The organism is Oleiharenicola lentus (assembly GCF_051660365.1).
Classification (GTDB): Bacteria; Verrucomicrobiota; Verrucomicrobiia; order Opitutales; family Opitutaceae; genus Lacunisphaera; species Lacunisphaera lenta_A.
This window is the reverse complement of the sequence record NZ_JBOZXB010000001.1, coordinates 2,164,592-2,181,463: the sequence shown is the minus strand read 5'-3', so window position 1 is coordinate 2,181,463 and position 16,872 is coordinate 2,164,592. Positions and strand designations below refer to the sequence as shown.

The following is a 16,872-nucleotide window of genomic DNA, read 5'->3' as shown; positions in this document are numbered from 1 at the left end:
GGAAGTGGGTGGCCCGTCCGCGCGACTACACGAGGTGCTTATATTTTGGTCAACGCGGAAGCCGGCACGAGGGAGCGACTGATATTTGCGCAGCGGCCCTGAGGGATAAACGGCGAGCAGGTCTCGCCGTTTTCAATTTCGTCTCTCCGATTAAGCGGAGCCTTTTCTTCTGCCGCTACTTCGTGTTCTTTGTGCCGTAACCCATGAGCTTTAAAATCGGAGTCGATGGTGGTGGCACGAAGACGGAGTTGATTCTTGTCGATGCCTCGGGCGCGATCGTCGCGCGGCAACTCGCGGCGGGTTGCAACCCAAGCCAACTCGGGCCGGAAAAAGCCCGCGAGATTCTCGAAACGGCCCTGCGCGAAATTACCACGAAGGCGGAAGGCGGCGTTACGCACACGTTGCTCTGCATGGCGGGCAATCGTTCCTTTTGGAAAGAAACCGCCGATGCACTCAGCGGAAGCGATTTCGGCGCGGTGAGTGCCGTCGACGACTCGCGGCCAGTGCTCGAACTCGCGACCGATGGCGCGCCAGGCCTCGTGCTGCATGCGGGCACGGGATCTTTTATAGCGGCGCGGGCACCGGATAATTCGGTGCATTACGCGGGCGGACTCGGTTGGAAACTCGGCGATCCGGGCAGCGGTTTCGATCTGGGCCGTCGTGCGATTGCGGTCGCATTGCTGGAATTACAGGCGGCGATGTGGTCGAAAAACATCGCGCTCTCGCCCTTGGCCAACGCGTTGTGCGCGCACACGGGCATCGCCGATTACACGAATAACTCGCGCTATTTCTACAACGACGCAGCCGCCAACGCGCAAATCGCCGCGTTCGCGCCACGCGTGCTCGAACTCGCCGCGCACGATTGCGGCGCGGCGCAACAAGTCGTCGCGGATTCCATCACAGATTTCGCCCGCCAGGCCGACGCGGTCATTCAGCGCCTTTTCCCGAATCAAACCACGCGGGTGCCGTGCGGAGTCAGCGGGCGCATCCTTAACAGCGAGCCGGCGGCTTTCGTGCTTCGTTCACTCGCGAACAAACTCAAGTGGCCGGTCGTGCTACAGTTTATCGAGACCGCTCCGATCGAAGGCGTGCGTCGGTTGCTGGCGAAAGTGTAAGCAGCGATTATTTGGTTTCGTTAAGCTTTCCAAGTGAACACTAACTTCCCTCGACTCGAAACTGCCTTGCCTGAATCCGTGTGGTTCGCGCGAAGGCAGGCGCATGAGACGCGCGTGCGCGTGTGGACGGATCCGCATCAGGCGCGCACGTCACGCGGGGAAAAACATCCGGTGCTCGATTTCCTTTTTGAATATTACCAGTTCCGCGCGAGCTGGCTGAAACGCTGGCACCCGGGCCCGGATGTGGTGTTGCAAGGTGACGCGGCGCGCGAATTTTTGCGCTGGCCCGAGTATCACGCAGTCGACGGCGGCGTGGCGCTGAATGTCGGCGCACTCGAACCGCGGCGGCGCGAGACCGTCGCGTGGCTGCTCGCGCTCATGCGCCAAACCACGGAGCGAGCGCCGCATTTCGGCTGCTTCGGATTGCATGAGTGGGCGATGGTTTACCGGCAAACGCCCGAGCAAATCCGCCATAACGCGTGGCCGCTGCGGTTTCCGCCGGAGGAACTCGCACGTATTGTCGAGGCGCAACCCGTGCGCTGCACGCATTTCGACGCGTTTCGTTTTTTCACGGAGCCCGCGCGTCCGCTGAATCGCTTGCAACCGACGCGCGCGACGACGCCGGAGTTCGAGCAACGCGGTTGTCTGCACGCGAACATGGATCTCTACAAATGGGCGTTCAAACTCGCGCCGTTCACGCCGAGTGAGTTGATCGCCGATTGTTTCGCTCTCGCGCGCGACATTCGTGAAATCGACATGCGCGCCAGTCCTTACGATTTCGAAAAACTCGGCTTTGCGCCGATCAAAATCGAAACACCTGCCGGACGCCTCGATTACGAAGCTCACCAACGCGACTTCGCCGAACGCAGCCAGCCGTTGCGCGCGCGGCTCGCAGCGCTGTGCGAACGCTTGCTCGCGTCATAGTTGGCGGCGCGCGCAGGCGAAACTTGCGCCAACGCGCACGACCGGCGAATCTCAAAAAAATCCCCATGCTCAAAACCGGCATCCTCAATCCCGCGTTGCTCAACCTCCTCGCACGCGTGCGCCACACGAACACGCTCGTTATTGCTGATCGCGGATTTCCGTTTTGGCCGCAGATCGAAACCGTGGATCTCGCGCTCGTTGATGGTGTGCCGACGGTCGCGCAAGTGCTCGAATCATTGCGTCCGAATTTCGTGATCGGTCGCGTGTGGGCCGCGAATGAATTTAAGAAAGTGAACTCTGCCGCCGTGCAAAACGCGCTCGTCGAGCGCCTCGCCGGCGTGCCGATCGTGTTCGAGCCGCATGTGAAATTTAAATTGCGCGTGCCGCACGCCATCGGGCTCATTCGCACGGGCGACACCACGCAATACGCCAACCTGATTCTCGAGTCCGCTTAATCCGTATGCATTACCGCCAGCTCGGCCGCACCGGCCTGAATGTTTCCGTGATCAGCTACGGCGCGTCGCCGCTCGGCAACGCGTTTCGCACGATCGATGAGGGCGAAGGCATTCGCACGGTGCGCACGGCGCTGGATCTCGGCATCAACTTTATCGACACGTCACCGCACTATGGCGAAACGCGTTCGGAGACGGTGCTCGGCCGCGCATTGCAGGGGGTGCCGCGTGAGAGCTACATTCTCGCCACTAAAGTTGGCCAGTATGGCGAAGGGAAATTTAACTTCTCCGCGGAGCACGTCACCCAAGGTTTCGACGAAAGCTGCCGCCGTCTCGGCACGGAACGCGTCGATGTGCTGCACATCCACGACATCGAATTCGCCGACCTGAATCAGATCGTGAACGAATCGTTGCCCGCGCTCGTGAAACTCAAGGAAGCGGGGCGCGTCGGACACATCGGCATCACGGGTTTGTCGCTAAAAATTTTCCCCGCCGTGCTGGATCGCACCGCGCCGGGCGTGGTGGAAGCGGTGCTGTCGTTTTGCCGGTATTGCCTCAACGACACGGCGCTCGATCCGCTCATCCCTTATTTTGAGCGCAAAGGCGTCGGCGTAATCAACGCGTCGGCGACTGGCATGGGCTTGCTGACGGATCGCGGCGGCCCCGCGTGGCATCCCGCTTCGCCGGAAATCAAGGAAGGCTGCCGTCGCGCGGTTGAACAAGCCAAGGCGATCGGCATCGATATCACGAAGCTCGCAATTCAGTTTGCGGTGCACGATCCGCGCATCGCCACGACGCTCGTCGGCACCGCGAATCCGGAAAACATCCGCAAAAACGTCGAATATGCGGGCGCACCGATCGATTTCGAAGCGATGGCCCGAGTGCTCGAATTCCTGAAACCGATTAAAAACCACAATTTCACGCGCGGTCGTCCCGAGAATCGCGACCCGCTTTATCCCTGAGTGCCTGATTTTTCGGAATTTTTGCCGGTATCCTCGGTTGCGGGTGAGTCGGGCTTTACGCTTCTCGCGCCGAGAGTTTGAACCGTTAGCTGTTACTCTATCCCTGCTTTCCCATGCTGCATATCACCCTCGACGAGCCCGGTAAATTTTCCGCCCGCGAAGGCCCCGCACCGACGCCTGCTCCCGGCGAGGCGCTCGTGCGCGTGCACCGCATCGGCGTGTGCGGCACCGATCTGCACGCGTTCGCCGGCAAACAACCCTTTTTCAACTACCCGCGCATCCTCGGCCATGAACTCGGCGTGGAAGTCGTCGATCCTGGCAGTGAGCCGCACGGGTTGAAAGCCGGCGACCGTTGCTCCGTGGAGCCGTATATGAATTGCGGCAAATGCATCTCGTGCCGCCGCGGCAAACCGAATTGCTGCACGGAACTTCGCGTGCTCGGCGTGCACACGGATGGCGGCATGCGCCCGCTGATTTCCGTCCCGGCGCGCAAGCTGCACAAGTCCGATACCCTTTCCTACGACCAACTCGCACTCGTCGAGACACTCGGCATCGGTGCGCACGCGGTCGAGCGCGCTGACGTGCAGGCGGATGATTTCGTGCTCGTGATCGGCGCCGGGCCCATCGGGTTGAGCGTGATTCAATTTGTCCAGGTGCGCGGCGCGAAACTCGCCGTGATGGACATGAGCGACACCCGCCTGCAGTTCTGCCGCAAACAGCTCGGCGTCGCCCACACGCTCGCACCCGGCGCGGAAGCGGCGGCACAACTCAAGGCGATCGGCGGCGGTGATTTACCGACGGTCGTGATTGATGCGACGGGCAATCCGAAATCGATGGCGGGCACCTTCGACCTACCCGCGCACGGCGGGAAAATCGTTTTCGTGGGACTCTTCCAAGGCGACGTGACGTTCAACGACCCGAATTTCCACCGCCGCGAGCTCACTTTGCTCGCCAGTCGCAACGCCTTGCCCGGCACATTTCGTGAAATCATCAGCCTGATCGAGGCAGGGCGCGTCGACACGACCCCATGGATCACGCACCGGTTTTCGCTTACTGATACGCCGGTGCGCTTTCCGGAATTCGCCGGGAACCCTGCGGTCATCAAAACGCTCATAGAAGTCGCCCATTAACCTCCCTCAAAAGAGGTGTGGCGTCGCGCGTCGCCCGACTCTATCGCTTTAAATCCCCCTCACGCCCCGACCGTTACCCAACTCCCGCTCAATGAAACTGATCTGGCTGAAAATGCTGGTGCTTCTTTCCTCCTTCCTCGCGATGTGCGCGACGGCCGCGGAAAACTACACAATCGCGGTCATCCCGAAGGGCACGACTCACGAATTTTGGAAATCCATCAACGCCGGCGCCGAAAAAGCGAAGCAGGAATTCGCGAAAGAAGGCGTCAACGTGCGCATCATTTGGAAAGGCCCGCTCAAGGAAGATGACCGTGAGCAACAGATGCAGGTCGTGGAGAATTTTGTCGGCCAGCGCGTCAGCGGAATCGTGCTCGCGCCGCTCGATGATCGCGCCCTCGTCGGCCCGGTCGAAACCGCCGCGCGCGGAAAAATTCCCGTCGTCATCATCGACTCGGGGCTGAAAACCGACGCTTACAAGAGTTTCGTCTCCACCGACAATCGCGAAGGCGGTCGCATCGCCGCGCGCAACCTCGGCCAGCTGCTCGGCGGCAAAGGCAATGTTATCATGCTGCGCCTCCACGTGGGCTCGAACAGCACCGAGGAACGCGAAGCCGGTTTCCTCGAAGTCATGCAAAAGGATTTTCCGGCGATCAAACTCGTGTCGACCGACCAGCACGGTGGCGCCAGCCGCGACACCGCCAAGCGCGCGGCGGAAAATTTGCTGAACCGCTACGGACGCAATCTACAGGGCATTTATACTGTAAACGAATCGACCACTGCCGGCATGCTCCTCGCGCTGCGTGACGCCGGACTCGCGGGCAAAGTTAAGTTTATCGGATTCGATTCGGGCGACACGCTCAACGCCGGGCTTAAAGCCGGCGACATCAACGGACTCGTCGTCCAGAATCCGTTCAACATGGGTTACCTCGGCGTGAAGACCGTCGTCGCGGTGCTGCAAGGCAAGTCCGTCCCCGCACGCATCGACACGGGCGTGGGTTTCGTAACCAAGGAAAATTTTAACGATCCGGCCCTCGCCGACATTGTCACCCCGCCTCTCGACAAATACCTCAAATGAAAAAACTAATCGGTTCGCTTCTCCTTACCGCCGCATTCGCCGCGAATAGTTTCGCCGCAGATAGCTACACCATCGCCGTCGTTCCAAAAGGCACGACGCACGAATATTGGAAAGCCGTGCAAGCCGGCACCGTCAAAGCCGAGCGCGAACTCAACGCCGCCGGCGTGAACGTTAAGGTAATCTATAAGGGCCCGCTCAAAGAAGACGACCGCGAGCAGCAAGTGCAGGTCGTGGAAAATTTCATCGGTCGTCGCGTCAACGCGATCGTCATTTCCCCGCTTGATCGCAACGCACTCATCGCCCCGCTGCAGACTGCCGTGCAGGGAAAAATCCCGGTCGTCACCATCGATTCCGCGCTGAACTCGGATTTGCCCGTCAGCTACATCGCCACCGATAACCGCGAAGGCGGCCGCGTTGCGGCCCGCACGCTCGCCGGCCTCGTTGGCCCGAACGGTCGCGTGATCATGCTGCGCTATTCGGTGGGCTCCGCCAGCACCGAGGATCGCGAGGAAGGTTTCATCGAGGTGATGAAAAAAGATTTCCCGGGCATCAAACTCGTGTCCGTCGACCAACATGGCGGCGTCACGCGCGACACTTGCTATCGCACCGCGCAGAATTTGCTGAATCGTTTCGGCAAAAATATTGATGGCGTGTTCGCCTGCAACCAGCCGACGACCGCCGGCATGCTGCTCGCGTTGCGCGATCTCGGTCTCGCGGGTAAAACCAAATTTGTCGGTTTTGATACCGGCACCGAACTCGTCAGCGCACTCCGCGCCGGCGATATCACCGCACTGCTGGTGCAAGATCCGTTTCGCATGGGCTACCAAGGCGTGAAGAATGCCGTCGCCGCCGTGCGCGGGGAAAAGGTTGAGAAGTTCGTCGACACCGGCGTCACCGTCGCGACGAAAGCCAACGTCAATGATCCCGCGGTGAAAGACCTCATCAACCCGCCACTCGACCAGTATTTGAAATAATGTCCGACGTTCGCCTCCGCCTCGCCGGCATTCAAAAAAGTTTCGGTGCGACGCGCGCGCTCAAAAGTGTGTCGCTTAACATCGCGCCCGGCGAGGTGCATGCGCTCATCGGCGAAAACGGCGCCGGTAAAAGCACCTTGATGAAAGTGCTCAGCGGCGCGCACACCGCCGACGCCGGCACGATGGAACTCGGGGGCAAACCGTATCTCCCGGAAAACCCACACGACGCGCGCCTCAAGGGCGTGGCGATGATTTACCAGGAGCTGAATCTCGCGCTGCATTTGAGCGCGCAGGAAAATATTCTGCTCGGCGCGGAATCGGCGAGCGCAGGATGGATTAATCAAAAAAACTCCCGCGAACGCGCGCGCGCCGCCCTCGCGTTGCTCGGGCACGAAAATCTCGACCTCAGCAAGCGCGCCGGAGACTTCTCCATCGCCGAACAGCAAATCATCGAGATCGCGCGCGCACTGCTCATTCAGCCGCAGGTGCTGATCATGGACGAGCCGACGAGCAGTCTCACGCAAGCCGACACAGAAAAATTATTCGGGACCATTGGCCGACTGCGCGCGCAGGGCGTGAGCGTGATCTATATCTCTCATTTTCTCGAAGAGTGCCGCCAGCTTTGCGATCGCTACACTGTTTTGAAAGACGGCGAGACGGTGGGCACCGGCGACATGAAGTCCGTGAGCCTCGATCACATCGTTACCCTCATGACCGGGCGCGAGGTAAAAGACCTTTACCCGCGCACCGAGCACACCCCGGGCGACGTGGTGTTGTCTGTGAAAACCGCGGCCAGCGCCCCGCGCCTCAAACGCGCGAGCCTGGAATTGCGCGCCGGAGAAATTTTTGGCCTCGCCGGATTGATTGGCGCAGGCCGCACGGATTTATTGCGCACGATTTTCAGTCTCGATCCCTGCGATACTGGCGAGGTGTGCATCGTCAGCGCGTCGAACGGCACACACGCGCCACGTGATCGCTGGCAACAAGGCGTCGGCTTCCTGAGCGAGAATCGCAAAGAGGAAGGCCTGATGCTCAACCAGTCCATCGCCGACAACCTCACGCTGACGAAGATGGAAACATTCGGGCGTTTCGGCTGGGTCAACCGCACGCGCCAACTCGCCACGGCGCAACGCTGGGTGGACGATCTGCGCGTGAAATGCCGCGACGCGTCGCAATCCATCGGCCAGCTTTCCGGCGGCAATCAACAGAAAGTTGCGATCGCGCGCCTGCTCGAGCATCCCGCGCGCATTTTTCTTCTCGATGAACCGACGCGCGGCATCGACGTCGGCAGCAAGGCACAGATTTATCAGCTCATCAGCGAACTGGCGGCGTCGGGCAAAGCGGTCGTGGTCGTGAGTTCTTATCTCCCTGAGTTGCTCGGCATGTGCGACACGATCGGCGTGATGTGTCGCGGCGAACTCGCGGCCGTGCGCCCGCGCGCGCAATGGAACGAAGCCGAAATCATGCGCGTGGCGACCGGTAGTGCGTAACCAGAAAATTTCCCGAACTCGAATCAATGGACACGTTTAAAAAAATCCTGGCGAAAGCCGGCCCGTTTATCGGACTTATTCTCGTCATCGTGCTTTTCTCGCTGCCGGCAGAGACGCGCGAATATTTCCTCACCTATAATAATTTCAAAATCATCCTCACGCAGACCGTGATCGTCGCCATCGGCGCGCTCGGCATGACGATGATCATCGTGAGCGGCGGCATCGATTTGTCGGTGGGGTCGAGCATTGCGTTCACGAGCGTGGTCGGCGCGTTGTTGATTCAAAAAGGCTACGGGCCGGTGCCGGCTTTATGCGCCGTGGTGCTGGCGGGTGGATTGATTGGTTTGCTCAACGGCGCGCTCATCGCCGGTCTGCGGGTCGTGCCATTCATCATCACCCTTGGCATGCTTGGGGTGGTGCGCGGCACGGCGAAGTGGCTCGGCGATAATCAAACGGTCAACTACGACGCTTCGCCGATCAACAGCTGGATGACTACGAAAGATCCTTTTAGCTACGCGTTGCCCACGGGCGTGTGGGTGGCGCTCGGACTCGCGATTCTCACTTCGCTGCTCCTGCGCAATACCGTCTTCGGGCGCCACGTGTTCGCGATTGGTTCGAACGAAGCGACCGCTCGCCTGTGCGGTATTCCGACGACGCGCTTGAAAATCCTGATCTACACGATTGCCGGTCTGTTTTTTGGCCTTGCCGGACTTTTCCAACTTTCCCGCCTTCGCCAAGGCGATCCCACGGTCGCCGTTGGTCTCGAACTCGACATCATCGCCGCGGTCATTATCGGCGGCGCGAGTCTGAATGGCGGCGTCGGCACGATTCTCGGATCCATGATCGGCGCGCTGATCATGGCGGTGTTGCGTAACGGTTCGCAGCAGATGGGCTGGCCCACGTATTTTCAGGAAATCATCATTGGCCTCGTGATCATCGTCGCCGTGTTCCTCGACCGCGTGCGGCAGGGCAAAACGGCGGCGTGATTTTTCGACACGGCGCGAGATTGCCAAGCGGCGTCTCGCGCGGTTAGTTTGGTCGCACCAGTGGAAGACAACGATTCCGCGCCCGTGCGCACCAAAAAGAAACCGAGTTATCCCATCGGCGAAAAACTGCGCGGGTATTTGAAAAAATTCCGCCGCGAGCGCGAACTGCCGATCACTTACGAGCGGTTGCGCGGGTTCAATGATTCGGTGCCGCTGATGGATCGCGAGGGCCGCAACACGTTGTGGGAAACCGTCGTTTATCACGCGGAAGAATTGGAAGCGCTGAAGGAAGGCCTGAAACGCATCTACGCGTTGCTCAAGGTCGACGGCGATTCGTCGGTGATGCAGCACTTGTATATCGACCGCGTGGATTTCTGCAGCTTCGGCAACTCCACCCCGTTTCGCATCCGCATCGTCAATGCGATCAACGACAATCCGGACTATTTTTACGTCAAGAAGGCCGACGCGTCGCGCGTGTATGGGCTCGAACTCGAGCATCTGCTTTCCCCGAATCGACTCAATTTTATCACCTATGGGAATACGCTCGTGGAAGAGCATATCGTGGGTTTGCCGGGTGACGTATTTATCAACAGTTGGCTGCACAGCAAAGAACTGCGCCCGATTCGTATCGCGAAGGAGTTGGTGAAGTTCAACGAGCGCTGCTTCGTGCGCCTGCTCGGCGATATGCGCAGCTACAATTTCGTGGTGGTGCTCGCGCCGGATTTCGAGGGCTGGCAGATCCGCATCCGGGCGATGGATTTCGACCAGCAAAGCTACAACGGGCGCCCGCGTTTTTATTTGCCGCAATATTTTAAAGACAACACGCCGCTCGCGCTCTTTTGCGCGCAACATTTGCATTTGAAAACCGCGCGCCAGTATCAGCGCGAAGAGCAGACACTCATTTTGCAACGGGCCGAACTCGCCAGCGTGCGACTATCGCAATTACTCGAAGCCATGGATGGAGACCCGATTGCGCCGCACGAAAATGTCGTGTCTTTGCGCGAAGGCCTCGCGAAACACTTTAGATCCGACACCTATTTGCATTGCGAAAGCATGGGCGCGCTCGTGCGCAAAAACTTAGAATCATTGCGGAAAAATATCGGAAAAGATAACGACCCTTTAACGACGACGCCCTTGATAATGTGAGCCGACCTGCTCTTGTTCAGCAGGCCGTTTACTCACCCCATGTGGCTTTTTCTAAAAAATCTCATCTATAACGCCGTTGTGTTGGGGTTTTTGCTTGGTTGGGTGCCGTGGGCGTTTCTCGTCCGACGGGCAACGATACCCACGGATTGGTCGCTGCAACATTTCGCGGCCGTGCCGTTTGCACTCCTCGGAGCCCTAGTCTACTTAGCCAGCTCGTGGCAAATCATCCGCAAAGGCCGCGGCACGCCGATGCCTTTTGATCCGCCCCAAAAAGTGCTGACGCGCGGGCTGTATGCGTGGCTGCGCAACCCGATGTATGTCGGCGTGCTTTTAATCGTGGTGGCGGAGGCCATTTTTGTCGGCGGGGTCGTGCTCTGGCTTTATTTCGTTTTCCTGGCGTCGGTTTTCCAACTCGTGGTGCGGACGATCGAGGAAAACGAACTGCGCATGCGCTTCGGCGCGCTTTATTCCGATTATTGCAATCAAGTGCAGTCGCGCTGGATTCCCCGCAAACCGAAGCCCCGCAACGAAACCATCGCGCCGTTTGGTTCCGGGAAAAATTGAGCTCGGTCAGTCGATTCGACCTTCGTCGAATTCGATCAGGTCAACCACGCTGGCGATTTGCTCGACGCGGTCCGCGCAACCCATGTTGGTCAGCGCTTCCTTGAGAAAATCACGCCCGCTCGGCGTCATGCCTTTTTGCACGTAATCACGATTCCATTTGGCCACGCGCAAATCCGCCGGAAAAAGGCTTTTTAGCCTGGCGTCGATTTCTTCGTCCGTCGCGGATTCGAACACGATTTTCTCGACTGCGCTTGGATCGATGCCGAGGTGCAGGCTGAGGAATCGATCCATGCCTCGCTTGTAATTCTTCGCGTAACTCGGCGGGAGCGAACCGTGCGTTTTCGTATAATGGCATTTCGCCAGAAACCGCGGCAAATGCAGCAACCCCGTAGCGCCGTGCGGCAAATAAGCCGACGGCAACGTCGTGAGCACATCGCCAGAGGATCCGGGAATGGGTTTCGAAAGCATTGGCGGCAGCGCAACGTAACGTGCGCAAAGTGGCAAGCGCGCTCCTTGGCCAAATCCGGGCGCAAAAAAAGCCGGACTTGTTGAAAGTCCGGCTTCAGGAAACTTGTTTTGCTTCTCTCTTAGAAGAAACGCACCGGCTTGCTGGAAGCGGCGGCTTGCGCGGCTTGGCGCTCGTGCTCTTCGGCAGAGCAGCCGGCGTTGGTGTTCACATCCACGCGCGCGTTGGTCGCTTTGACGAGATTGTTGGCGAGCATGTAGTTTTCGACTTCTTCGCCGGAGATGTCGGCGAGCATCACGCCGTCGATTTCCACGCACGGCGAAAGCGGCTGGCCGGACTTGCGGACCATTTCCTCGTAGTTGGAGCGGTTATTGATGATGTCGATGTCCTCAAACGGGAGGGCGTGCTTGCGCATGATGGCGCGAACGCCGTTGGACCAGCCGCAATGCGGTTTGAGATATGCCTTAATTTTCATTGGTGTGGTTGGAAATCTTGAGTCGGCACAACTTATGCGGCAGGTTCGCTTCTTCAACTGAAACTTTCAGCCGCACGCGCTGAACCACCGTGTCCACCGCTTTCCCCACTCTCTCCCTCGCCCAAGCCTCCGAATTTGCCCGACTTGGCCTTGCCAACGTCCGCCGGGAATATCCGCATCTCCTCCAGCACCAGCTTAACGGCGCTGCCGATGTCCGGGCGCCGCGCGAATTGCATCCGGCGTTTTATGGCAGCTACGACTGGCATTCCTGCGTGCATCAATACTGCATCCTCGCCCGGCTCGCGCGGCTTTTCCCGGATTTGCCAGAGAAGGCGGAAATTGATCGGGCGCTCGCAGAAAACCTCACGCCCGCCAACCTGATCGCGGAAGCGGCTTATTTAAAAGAACCCGGACGCGGATTTTTCGAACGACCCTATGGGTGGGCGTGGTTGTTGAAACTCGCAGAAGAACTCACCCGCTATCAACCGGCGCTCGCGGCCAATCTCGCGCCGCTCGTGGCCGTGGTGCGCTCAGGCCTGCTCGCGTATTTGCCCTCATTGACGCATGCAGTGCGGCACGGCGTGCATAATAACACTGCCTTTGCGGTGAAGCTGGCGATCGATTACACGCGGGTGGTCGACGATCAGGAACTCAAACTCATGTGCACGAGCCGCATGGCGTTTTGGTTCGGGCGTGACGCTAATTATTCCGCGGAATGGGAACCGTCGGGCGAAGATTTTCTTTCGCCCGCGTTGACCGAAGCCGAAGTGATGGCGGCGGTGTTACCCGCGGAAAATTTTAGCCGCTGGCTCAGCCGTTTTTTGCCGAATCTGCACACTGGAGATCCCGAGAAGATTTTCACGCCGGTGCGCGTGAGCAATCCGGCCGATCCGAAAATTGCGCATCTTATCGGGCTGAATTTAAATCGTGCGTGGTGCTGGCGGCGCATCGCTTCCGCCTTGCCGGAATCCGATCCACGGCATGAACGTGCGCGCCGCGCCGCGGTGCGGCACTTGGACGCCGCGATGCCGTTGTTAAGCGCCGAGGATTTTAATCGCGCCCACTGGCTGGCTTCGTTCGCGGTGTATGCGATGACCGAATAATTTTTCGAGTAGCCGGCAACTCGCGTCTGGTCATTCTTACGCCATGGATTGGAAAACCTGGGTCGCGCTCTTTATCATCGTTGGCACGCTGGTCGGCGTCGCGATCGGCCGCTGGCCGTGGTTGCGAATGAATCGCGCGACCATCGCGTTGGTCGGCGCGACGGCGTTGATCGCGCTCGGCACGATTCCACTGGAGAAGGCGTATCACGCCATCGATTGGAACACCATCGTGCTGCTGCTCGCGATGATGGTGCTCAACGTGAATCTGCGCCTCGCGGGTTTCTTTCATTTGGTGACGTCGCAGGTGATCCATTACGCGCGCACGCCGCGACGCTTGCTGGCGTTGATCGTGGTGATCTCTGGCGTGCTTTCGGCGCTGTTTCTTAATGACACGATTGCGCTGATGCTCACGCCGCTGGTGTTGGACGTCACACTATCACTGAAGCGCAACCCCATCCCCTACCTCGTCGCGTTGGTGACCGCGGCCAATGTCGGTTCGGTGGCGACGGTGATGGGCAATCCGCAAAACATGCTCGTCGGCATGGCGTCGGGGATTTCGTTCATCGATTTTTTCGTTTCACTCGCACCAATCGCCGCGATCGGACTCGTGATCATCTGGGTCGTGATTGCGTTGGTGTATCGCCGCGAGTTTGCCGCGACCACTTTTGCCGAAACGTATGCGTTGCCCGGCCGTCAGTATCGGCCGCTCTTAAACAAGTGCCTGGTGGCGACGGTGCTGATGCTCGTCGCCATGGTGATGGGAACGCCCATTCCGCTGGCCGCGTTAATGGCGGCGGCGCTCGTGTTGCTAACGCGCCGCTTGAAACCCGAGCGCGTGTTCAAAGAGATCGATTGGGGCCTGCTCGTGTTTTTCGCGTCGTTGTTTGTGGTGACTGGAGCGATCGAGGTGTCGGGCTTGGGCGCGCATTTGTTTGCGGCGTTGCGCCCGTGGTCGGACGGCGGCCCGGCGAGTTTGACCGGCGTCGCGGTGGTGTTGAGTAATCTCGTTTCGAATGTGCCAGCGGTGATGCTATTCCGTCCGGTAGTGCCGACGCTCGCGGAACCGACGACAGCTTGGCTCACACTTGCGATGGCGACGACTCTCGCCGGCAATCTCACGCTCCTCGGTTCCGTGGCGAATTTGATCGTCGCGGAAATCGCACGGCATCGCGGCGTAAAACTTTCCTTTGTGGAATACCTCAAAGCCGGCACGCCGATCGCCGTGCTGACCCTGCTCACCGGGATTGCGTGGCTGGCGCGGTGACGAACGCGTCCTATTTTCAGGCGCTTTTTTATCCACTCCACACTTGCACGTGCAGACAGCCGGTTAAAAGTCTCCTGACATAACGTTGTCACACCCCGTGATATACTGCCCGCTTTTCCCTTAACACGATATTACAATGTCCAAAGCCGATAAACCCACGAAAGCCGATTCCAAGTCCGCCGCCGTCGCCACGACGACTCACGCGCGCGAAAAAAACATCGATCTCGCTCTCTCGAGCATCACCAAACAATTCGGCGAAGGCTCGATCATGCGCCTCGGCTCGAATGCCAAGATGAAGGTCGAAACGCTTTCGACTGGCTCGCTCGCCATCGATCTCATGCTCGGCGTCGGCGGTTTGCCGAAGGGCCGCATCGTGGAAATCTACGGACCGGAATCGTCCGGTAAAACGACGTTCTGCTTGAGCGTCATCGCCGAAGCGCAACGCCAGGGCGGCCTCGCGGCGTTCATCGACGTCGAGCACGCGCTCGACCCGAAATACGCGAAAGTCGTCGGCGTTAACCTCGACGATCTTCTCGTTTCCCAGCCCGACTCCGGCGAAGACGCGCTGAACATCATGGAGACGCTCATTCGCTCGAACTCCATCGACGTCATCATCCTCGACTCCGTTGCTGCGCTCACCACGAAAGCGGAACTCGATGGCCAGATGGGCGACGCCACCGTCGGCGCGCAAGCCCGCCTCATGTCGCAAGCGATGCGTCGCCTCACCGCCGTCGTCAGCAAGACGAACTGCGTGTGTATCTTCACCAATCAGATTCGTGAAAAAATCGGCGTCATGTTTGGCAGCCCCGAGACGACTTCCGGCGGTCGCGCGCTGAAGTTTTTCGCTTCCATTCGTCTCGATATCCGTCGCAAAGACCAACTCAAGACGCCGGACGGCAAAATCATCGGCAATCGCACGAAGCTCAAAGCCGTTAAAAACAAAGTCGCCCCGCCCTTCACCGAAGTCGAATTCGACATCATGTATGATGAAGGCATTTCTGCGAACGGCTCGCTCATCGATCTCGGTATCGACCACAAAGTGCTCGAAAAGAAAGGCGCTTGGATCGCGTTTAACGGCGATCTCGTCGGCCAAGGTCGCGAAGCCGCCAAGCAAGCGCTCAAGGATAGTCCTGAACTCGCGGCCAAAGTGAAGGCAGGCATCCTCGAGAAAGTCGCCGCCAAAGCCAACGGCACCGACAAAGACGCAGATAAGGAATAAATTTTTTCTGCCTCTCTCGTTAACTTCAGCCCGACGCCACCAGCGCCGGGCTTTTTGTTGGGCTCGAATCGAACTGTAAGCCGGAATCGTCGCGCGCGGCGTGAGTTCGCACAAAAGATCAGCTCTGCTTTCATTTTGCGTTCATGGGGCGCTTTGCTTGCGTGAGGTCGATGTCAGTTTTCACAGACACCATTGCCGCTCTCGCGACGCCCGTTGGCACTTCAGCCATCGCGGTCGTGCGCGCCAGTGGCCCGCAAGTCCCGGAGGTTGTCCGCGCAATTTTTGGTGAACTGCCCTCGCCTCGCCTCGCCCGGCATGCGGATTACCGCGATGTGCGCGGCACGTTGGTCGACGATACCCTTTTCACTTACTTTGCCGCGCCGAGTTCCTTCACGGGCGAAGACACCGTCGAAATCTCATCGCACGGAAATCCCTTCATCGCGCAAAAAATCCTCGAAGACTTGATCGCGCGTGGATGTCGACCGGCTGAAGCCGGCGAATTTAGTAAACGGGCATTTTTAAACGGTCGTTTGGATTTAAGCCAAACTGAGGCGATCATGGACTTGATCCATGCCCGGAGCGAACGGGCTTTGGCTGCTGCTACTCAGCAACTTAAAGGTGCCCTGGGTCGGCACATGGATGAACTCATTTCTTCCCTGCTTAACATCGTCGCTCACATCGAAGCCTACATCGATTTCCCCGAGGAAGACCTACCCCCAGAAAATCGACAAACAATTCTCAGTCAGCTCGATAGCTTGCTCTCCAACACGAGTCGCTTGCTTGCAACCAGTCATTACGGCGCCATTCTTCGTGACGGCATCAAAACAGTCATCGTAGGCGAACCCAACGCGGGCAAAAGCAGTTTACTGAACCGCTTAGTCGGTCACGAACGCGCTTTGGTGAGCCCGGAGCCAGGCACAACTCGCGACTATCTCGAAGAACGCATTGTCATCGGCCCGCACTGGCTGCGGCTGATCGATACCGCTGGATTAAACCCCGCACCCTCTGCCCTCGAAAAGCGCGGGATGGAAAAATCAATCGAGCAAGCGGGCGAAGCCGACCTGTTTCTTTGGGTGCTCGATTCGACCCGCCCAACTCCCGAGTTGCCCACGGAACTCTCCGCCCGCATGACGCCCCAGAACACAGTCGTAGTTTTTAATAAGATCGATCTCGCGGAAGCTCAGTTTGCCCCCCTTTCGCAAAACTTCCCTGACATAAAGATCTCCGCGCTACAGGGCGCTGGATTGGAGGCGTTGAGCGCTGCAGTGACGAAATTAGCCGAAAAGTTCCACGTGGAAGTGGGCAGCGAACTCATCGCGATCAATGCACGACACGCGAGCGCACTTACCGAGGCAGGCGAAGCATTGACTTCGGCCCGCTCAAAGTTAATGAAAAACGACCCTACTGAATTGATGGCCAGCGATTTACGTGGGGCTCTCGATGCTTTTGGCAAAATTTCGGGAAAAATTGATAACGAAAGAATGCTCGATCGGCTCTTTGCTTCGTTCTGCATCGGAAAATAATACG

The 16,872-nt window shown here is 58.7% G+C and carries 17 protein-coding genes; 15 read left to right on the top strand and 2 right to left on the bottom strand.

Going from position 1 to position 16,872, the window contains the following annotated elements; all coding sequences use genetic code 11:
• The first annotated feature begins 203 nt into the window (after nt 1–203).
• The 11 genes from ACRRQW_RS08160 (at nt 204) to ACRRQW_RS08110 (ending at nt 10,818) form a co-directional block, all read left to right on the top strand.
• On the top strand, nt 204–1,115 hold the full coding sequence (locus tag ACRRQW_RS08160; protein WP_438480787.1) for an N-acetylglucosamine kinase: 912 nt from the start codon (nt 204–206) through the stop codon (nt 1,113–1,115).
• A 33-nt stretch (nt 1,116–1,148) separates the two neighbouring features.
• Entirely contained in the window at nt 1,149–2,039 is an 891-nt protein-coding gene (locus tag ACRRQW_RS08155; RefSeq protein ID WP_438480786.1) for a 3-methyladenine DNA glycosylase, read from the top strand.
• 65 nt (nt 2,040–2,104) lie between these two features.
• On the top strand, nt 2,105–2,494 hold the full coding sequence (gene rbsD, locus ACRRQW_RS08150; RefSeq protein WP_438480785.1) for a D-ribose pyranase: 390 nt from the start codon (nt 2,105–2,107) through the stop codon (nt 2,492–2,494).
• A gap of 5 nt (nt 2,495–2,499) precedes the next feature.
• Nucleotides 2,500–3,453: an aldo/keto reductase gene (locus ACRRQW_RS08145; RefSeq protein WP_438480784.1), complete on the top strand. Its 954-nt coding sequence runs from the start codon at nt 2,500–2,502 to the stop codon at nt 3,451–3,453.
• Between the two features lie 113 nt (nt 3,454–3,566).
• Complete coding sequence (locus ACRRQW_RS08140) at nt 3,567–4,583, top strand: zinc-binding alcohol dehydrogenase family protein (protein WP_438480783.1); 1,017 nt, start codon at nt 3,567–3,569, stop codon at nt 4,581–4,583.
• A 91-nt stretch (nt 4,584–4,674) separates the two neighbouring features.
• Nucleotides 4,675–5,658 carry an ABC transporter substrate-binding protein gene (locus ACRRQW_RS08135; protein ID WP_438480782.1) on the top strand — a complete coding sequence of 328 codons (984 nt, stop codon included), beginning with the start codon at nt 4,675–4,677 and terminating at the stop codon, nt 5,656–5,658.
• A complete protein-coding gene (locus tag ACRRQW_RS08130; RefSeq protein ID WP_438480781.1) occupies nt 5,655–6,632 on the top strand; it encodes an ABC transporter substrate-binding protein in 978 nt (325 codons plus the stop codon). Before ACRRQW_RS08135 ends, ACRRQW_RS08130 begins: the two co-directional genes overlap by 4 nt.
• Complete coding sequence (locus tag ACRRQW_RS08125; RefSeq protein ID WP_438480780.1) at nt 6,632–8,122, top strand: sugar ABC transporter ATP-binding protein; 1,491 nt, start codon at nt 6,632–6,634, stop codon at nt 8,120–8,122. Before ACRRQW_RS08130 ends, ACRRQW_RS08125 begins: the two co-directional genes overlap by 1 nt.
• Before the next feature lie 26 nt (nt 8,123–8,148).
• The gene (locus ACRRQW_RS08120) at nt 8,149–9,108 is read left to right on the top strand and encodes an ABC transporter permease (protein ID WP_438480779.1); all 960 of its coding nucleotides are present in this window, start codon (nt 8,149–8,151) and stop codon (nt 9,106–9,108) included.
• An 84-nt stretch (nt 9,109–9,192) separates the two neighbouring features.
• The gene (locus tag ACRRQW_RS08115) at nt 9,193–10,254 is read left to right on the top strand and encodes a hypothetical protein (RefSeq protein ID WP_438480778.1); all 1,062 of its coding nucleotides are present in this window, start codon (nt 9,193–9,195) and stop codon (nt 10,252–10,254) included.
• A 39-nt stretch (nt 10,255–10,293) separates the two neighbouring features.
• On the top strand, nt 10,294–10,818 hold the full coding sequence (locus tag ACRRQW_RS08110) for a methyltransferase family protein (RefSeq protein ID WP_438480777.1): 525 nt from the start codon (nt 10,294–10,296) through the stop codon (nt 10,816–10,818).
• A gap of 6 nt (nt 10,819–10,824) precedes the next feature.
• On the opposite strand, the gene ACRRQW_RS08105 is transcribed toward ACRRQW_RS08110, so the two are convergent.
• A complete protein-coding gene (locus ACRRQW_RS08105) occupies nt 10,825–11,286 on the bottom strand; it encodes a DUF5069 domain-containing protein (RefSeq protein ID WP_438480776.1) in 462 nt (153 codons plus the stop codon).
• A gap of 119 nt (nt 11,287–11,405) precedes the next feature.
• Nucleotides 11,406–11,759, bottom strand: coding sequence for a glutaredoxin family protein (locus tag ACRRQW_RS08100; RefSeq protein ID WP_438480775.1), 354 nt, complete (start codon nt 11,757–11,759; stop codon nt 11,406–11,408).
• An 89-nt stretch (nt 11,760–11,848) separates the two neighbouring features.
• On the opposite strand from ACRRQW_RS08100, the gene ACRRQW_RS08095 reads away from it, so the two are divergent.
• The 4 genes from ACRRQW_RS08095 (at nt 11,849) to mnmE (ending at nt 16,868) form a co-directional block, all read left to right on the top strand.
• On the top strand, nt 11,849–12,862 hold the full coding sequence (locus tag ACRRQW_RS08095; RefSeq protein ID WP_438480774.1) for a DUF2891 domain-containing protein: 1,014 nt from the start codon (nt 11,849–11,851) through the stop codon (nt 12,860–12,862).
• 43 nt (nt 12,863–12,905) lie between these two features.
• Nucleotides 12,906–14,126 (top strand): anion transporter, encoded by a 1,221-nt coding sequence (locus tag ACRRQW_RS08090; RefSeq protein ID WP_438480773.1) that lies wholly within the window; start codon nt 12,906–12,908, stop codon nt 14,124–14,126.
• A gap of 136 nt (nt 14,127–14,262) precedes the next feature.
• Nucleotides 14,263–15,345 (top strand): recombinase RecA, encoded by a 1,083-nt coding sequence (gene recA / locus ACRRQW_RS08085; protein ID WP_438480772.1) that lies wholly within the window; start codon nt 14,263–14,265, stop codon nt 15,343–15,345.
• A 143-nt stretch (nt 15,346–15,488) separates the two neighbouring features.
• The gene (gene mnmE / locus ACRRQW_RS08080; protein ID WP_438480771.1) at nt 15,489–16,868 is read left to right on the top strand and encodes a tRNA uridine-5-carboxymethylaminomethyl(34) synthesis GTPase MnmE; all 1,380 of its coding nucleotides are present in this window, start codon (nt 15,489–15,491) and stop codon (nt 16,866–16,868) included.
• The last annotated feature ends 4 nt before the right edge of the window (nt 16,869–16,872 follow it).

Bases quoted from the DNA above. Each gene is read 5' to 3' on its own strand.
- ACRRQW_RS08140 (WP_438480783.1), top strand. From the start codon at position 3,567: ATGCTGCATATCACCCTCGACGAGCCCGGTAAATTTTCCGCCCGCGAA.
- ACRRQW_RS08125 (WP_438480780.1), top strand. From the start codon at position 6,632: ATGTCCGACGTTCGCCTCCGCCTCGCCGGCATTCAAAAAAGTTTCGGT.
- ACRRQW_RS08110 (WP_438480777.1), top strand. From the start codon at position 10,294: ATGTGGCTTTTTCTAAAAAATCTCATCTATAACGCCGTTGTGTTGGGG.
- rbsD (WP_438480785.1), top strand. From the start codon at position 2,105: ATGCTCAAAACCGGCATCCTCAATCCCGCGTTGCTCAACCTCCTCGCA.
- ACRRQW_RS08120 (WP_438480779.1), top strand. From the start codon at position 8,149: ATGGACACGTTTAAAAAAATCCTGGCGAAAGCCGGCCCGTTTATCGGA.
- recA (WP_438480772.1), top strand. From the start codon at position 14,263: ATGTCCAAAGCCGATAAACCCACGAAAGCCGATTCCAAGTCCGCCGCC.
- ACRRQW_RS08145 (WP_438480784.1), top strand. From the start codon at position 2,500: ATGCATTACCGCCAGCTCGGCCGCACCGGCCTGAATGTTTCCGTGATC.
- ACRRQW_RS08100 (WP_438480775.1), bottom strand. From the start codon at position 11,759: ATGAAAATTAAGGCATATCTCAAACCGCATTGCGGCTGGTCCAACGGC.
- mnmE (WP_438480771.1), top strand. From the start codon at position 15,489: ATGGGGCGCTTTGCTTGCGTGAGGTCGATGTCAGTTTTCACAGACACC.
- ACRRQW_RS08105 (WP_438480776.1), bottom strand. From the start codon at position 11,286: ATGCTTTCGAAACCCATTCCCGGATCCTCTGGCGATGTGCTCACGACG.
- ACRRQW_RS08160 (WP_438480787.1), top strand. From the start codon at position 204: ATGAGCTTTAAAATCGGAGTCGATGGTGGTGGCACGAAGACGGAGTTG.
- ACRRQW_RS08090 (WP_438480773.1), top strand. From the start codon at position 12,906: ATGGATTGGAAAACCTGGGTCGCGCTCTTTATCATCGTTGGCACGCTG.
- ACRRQW_RS08130 (WP_438480781.1), top strand. From the start codon at position 5,655: ATGAAAAAACTAATCGGTTCGCTTCTCCTTACCGCCGCATTCGCCGCG.
- ACRRQW_RS08135 (WP_438480782.1), top strand. From the start codon at position 4,675: ATGAAACTGATCTGGCTGAAAATGCTGGTGCTTCTTTCCTCCTTCCTC.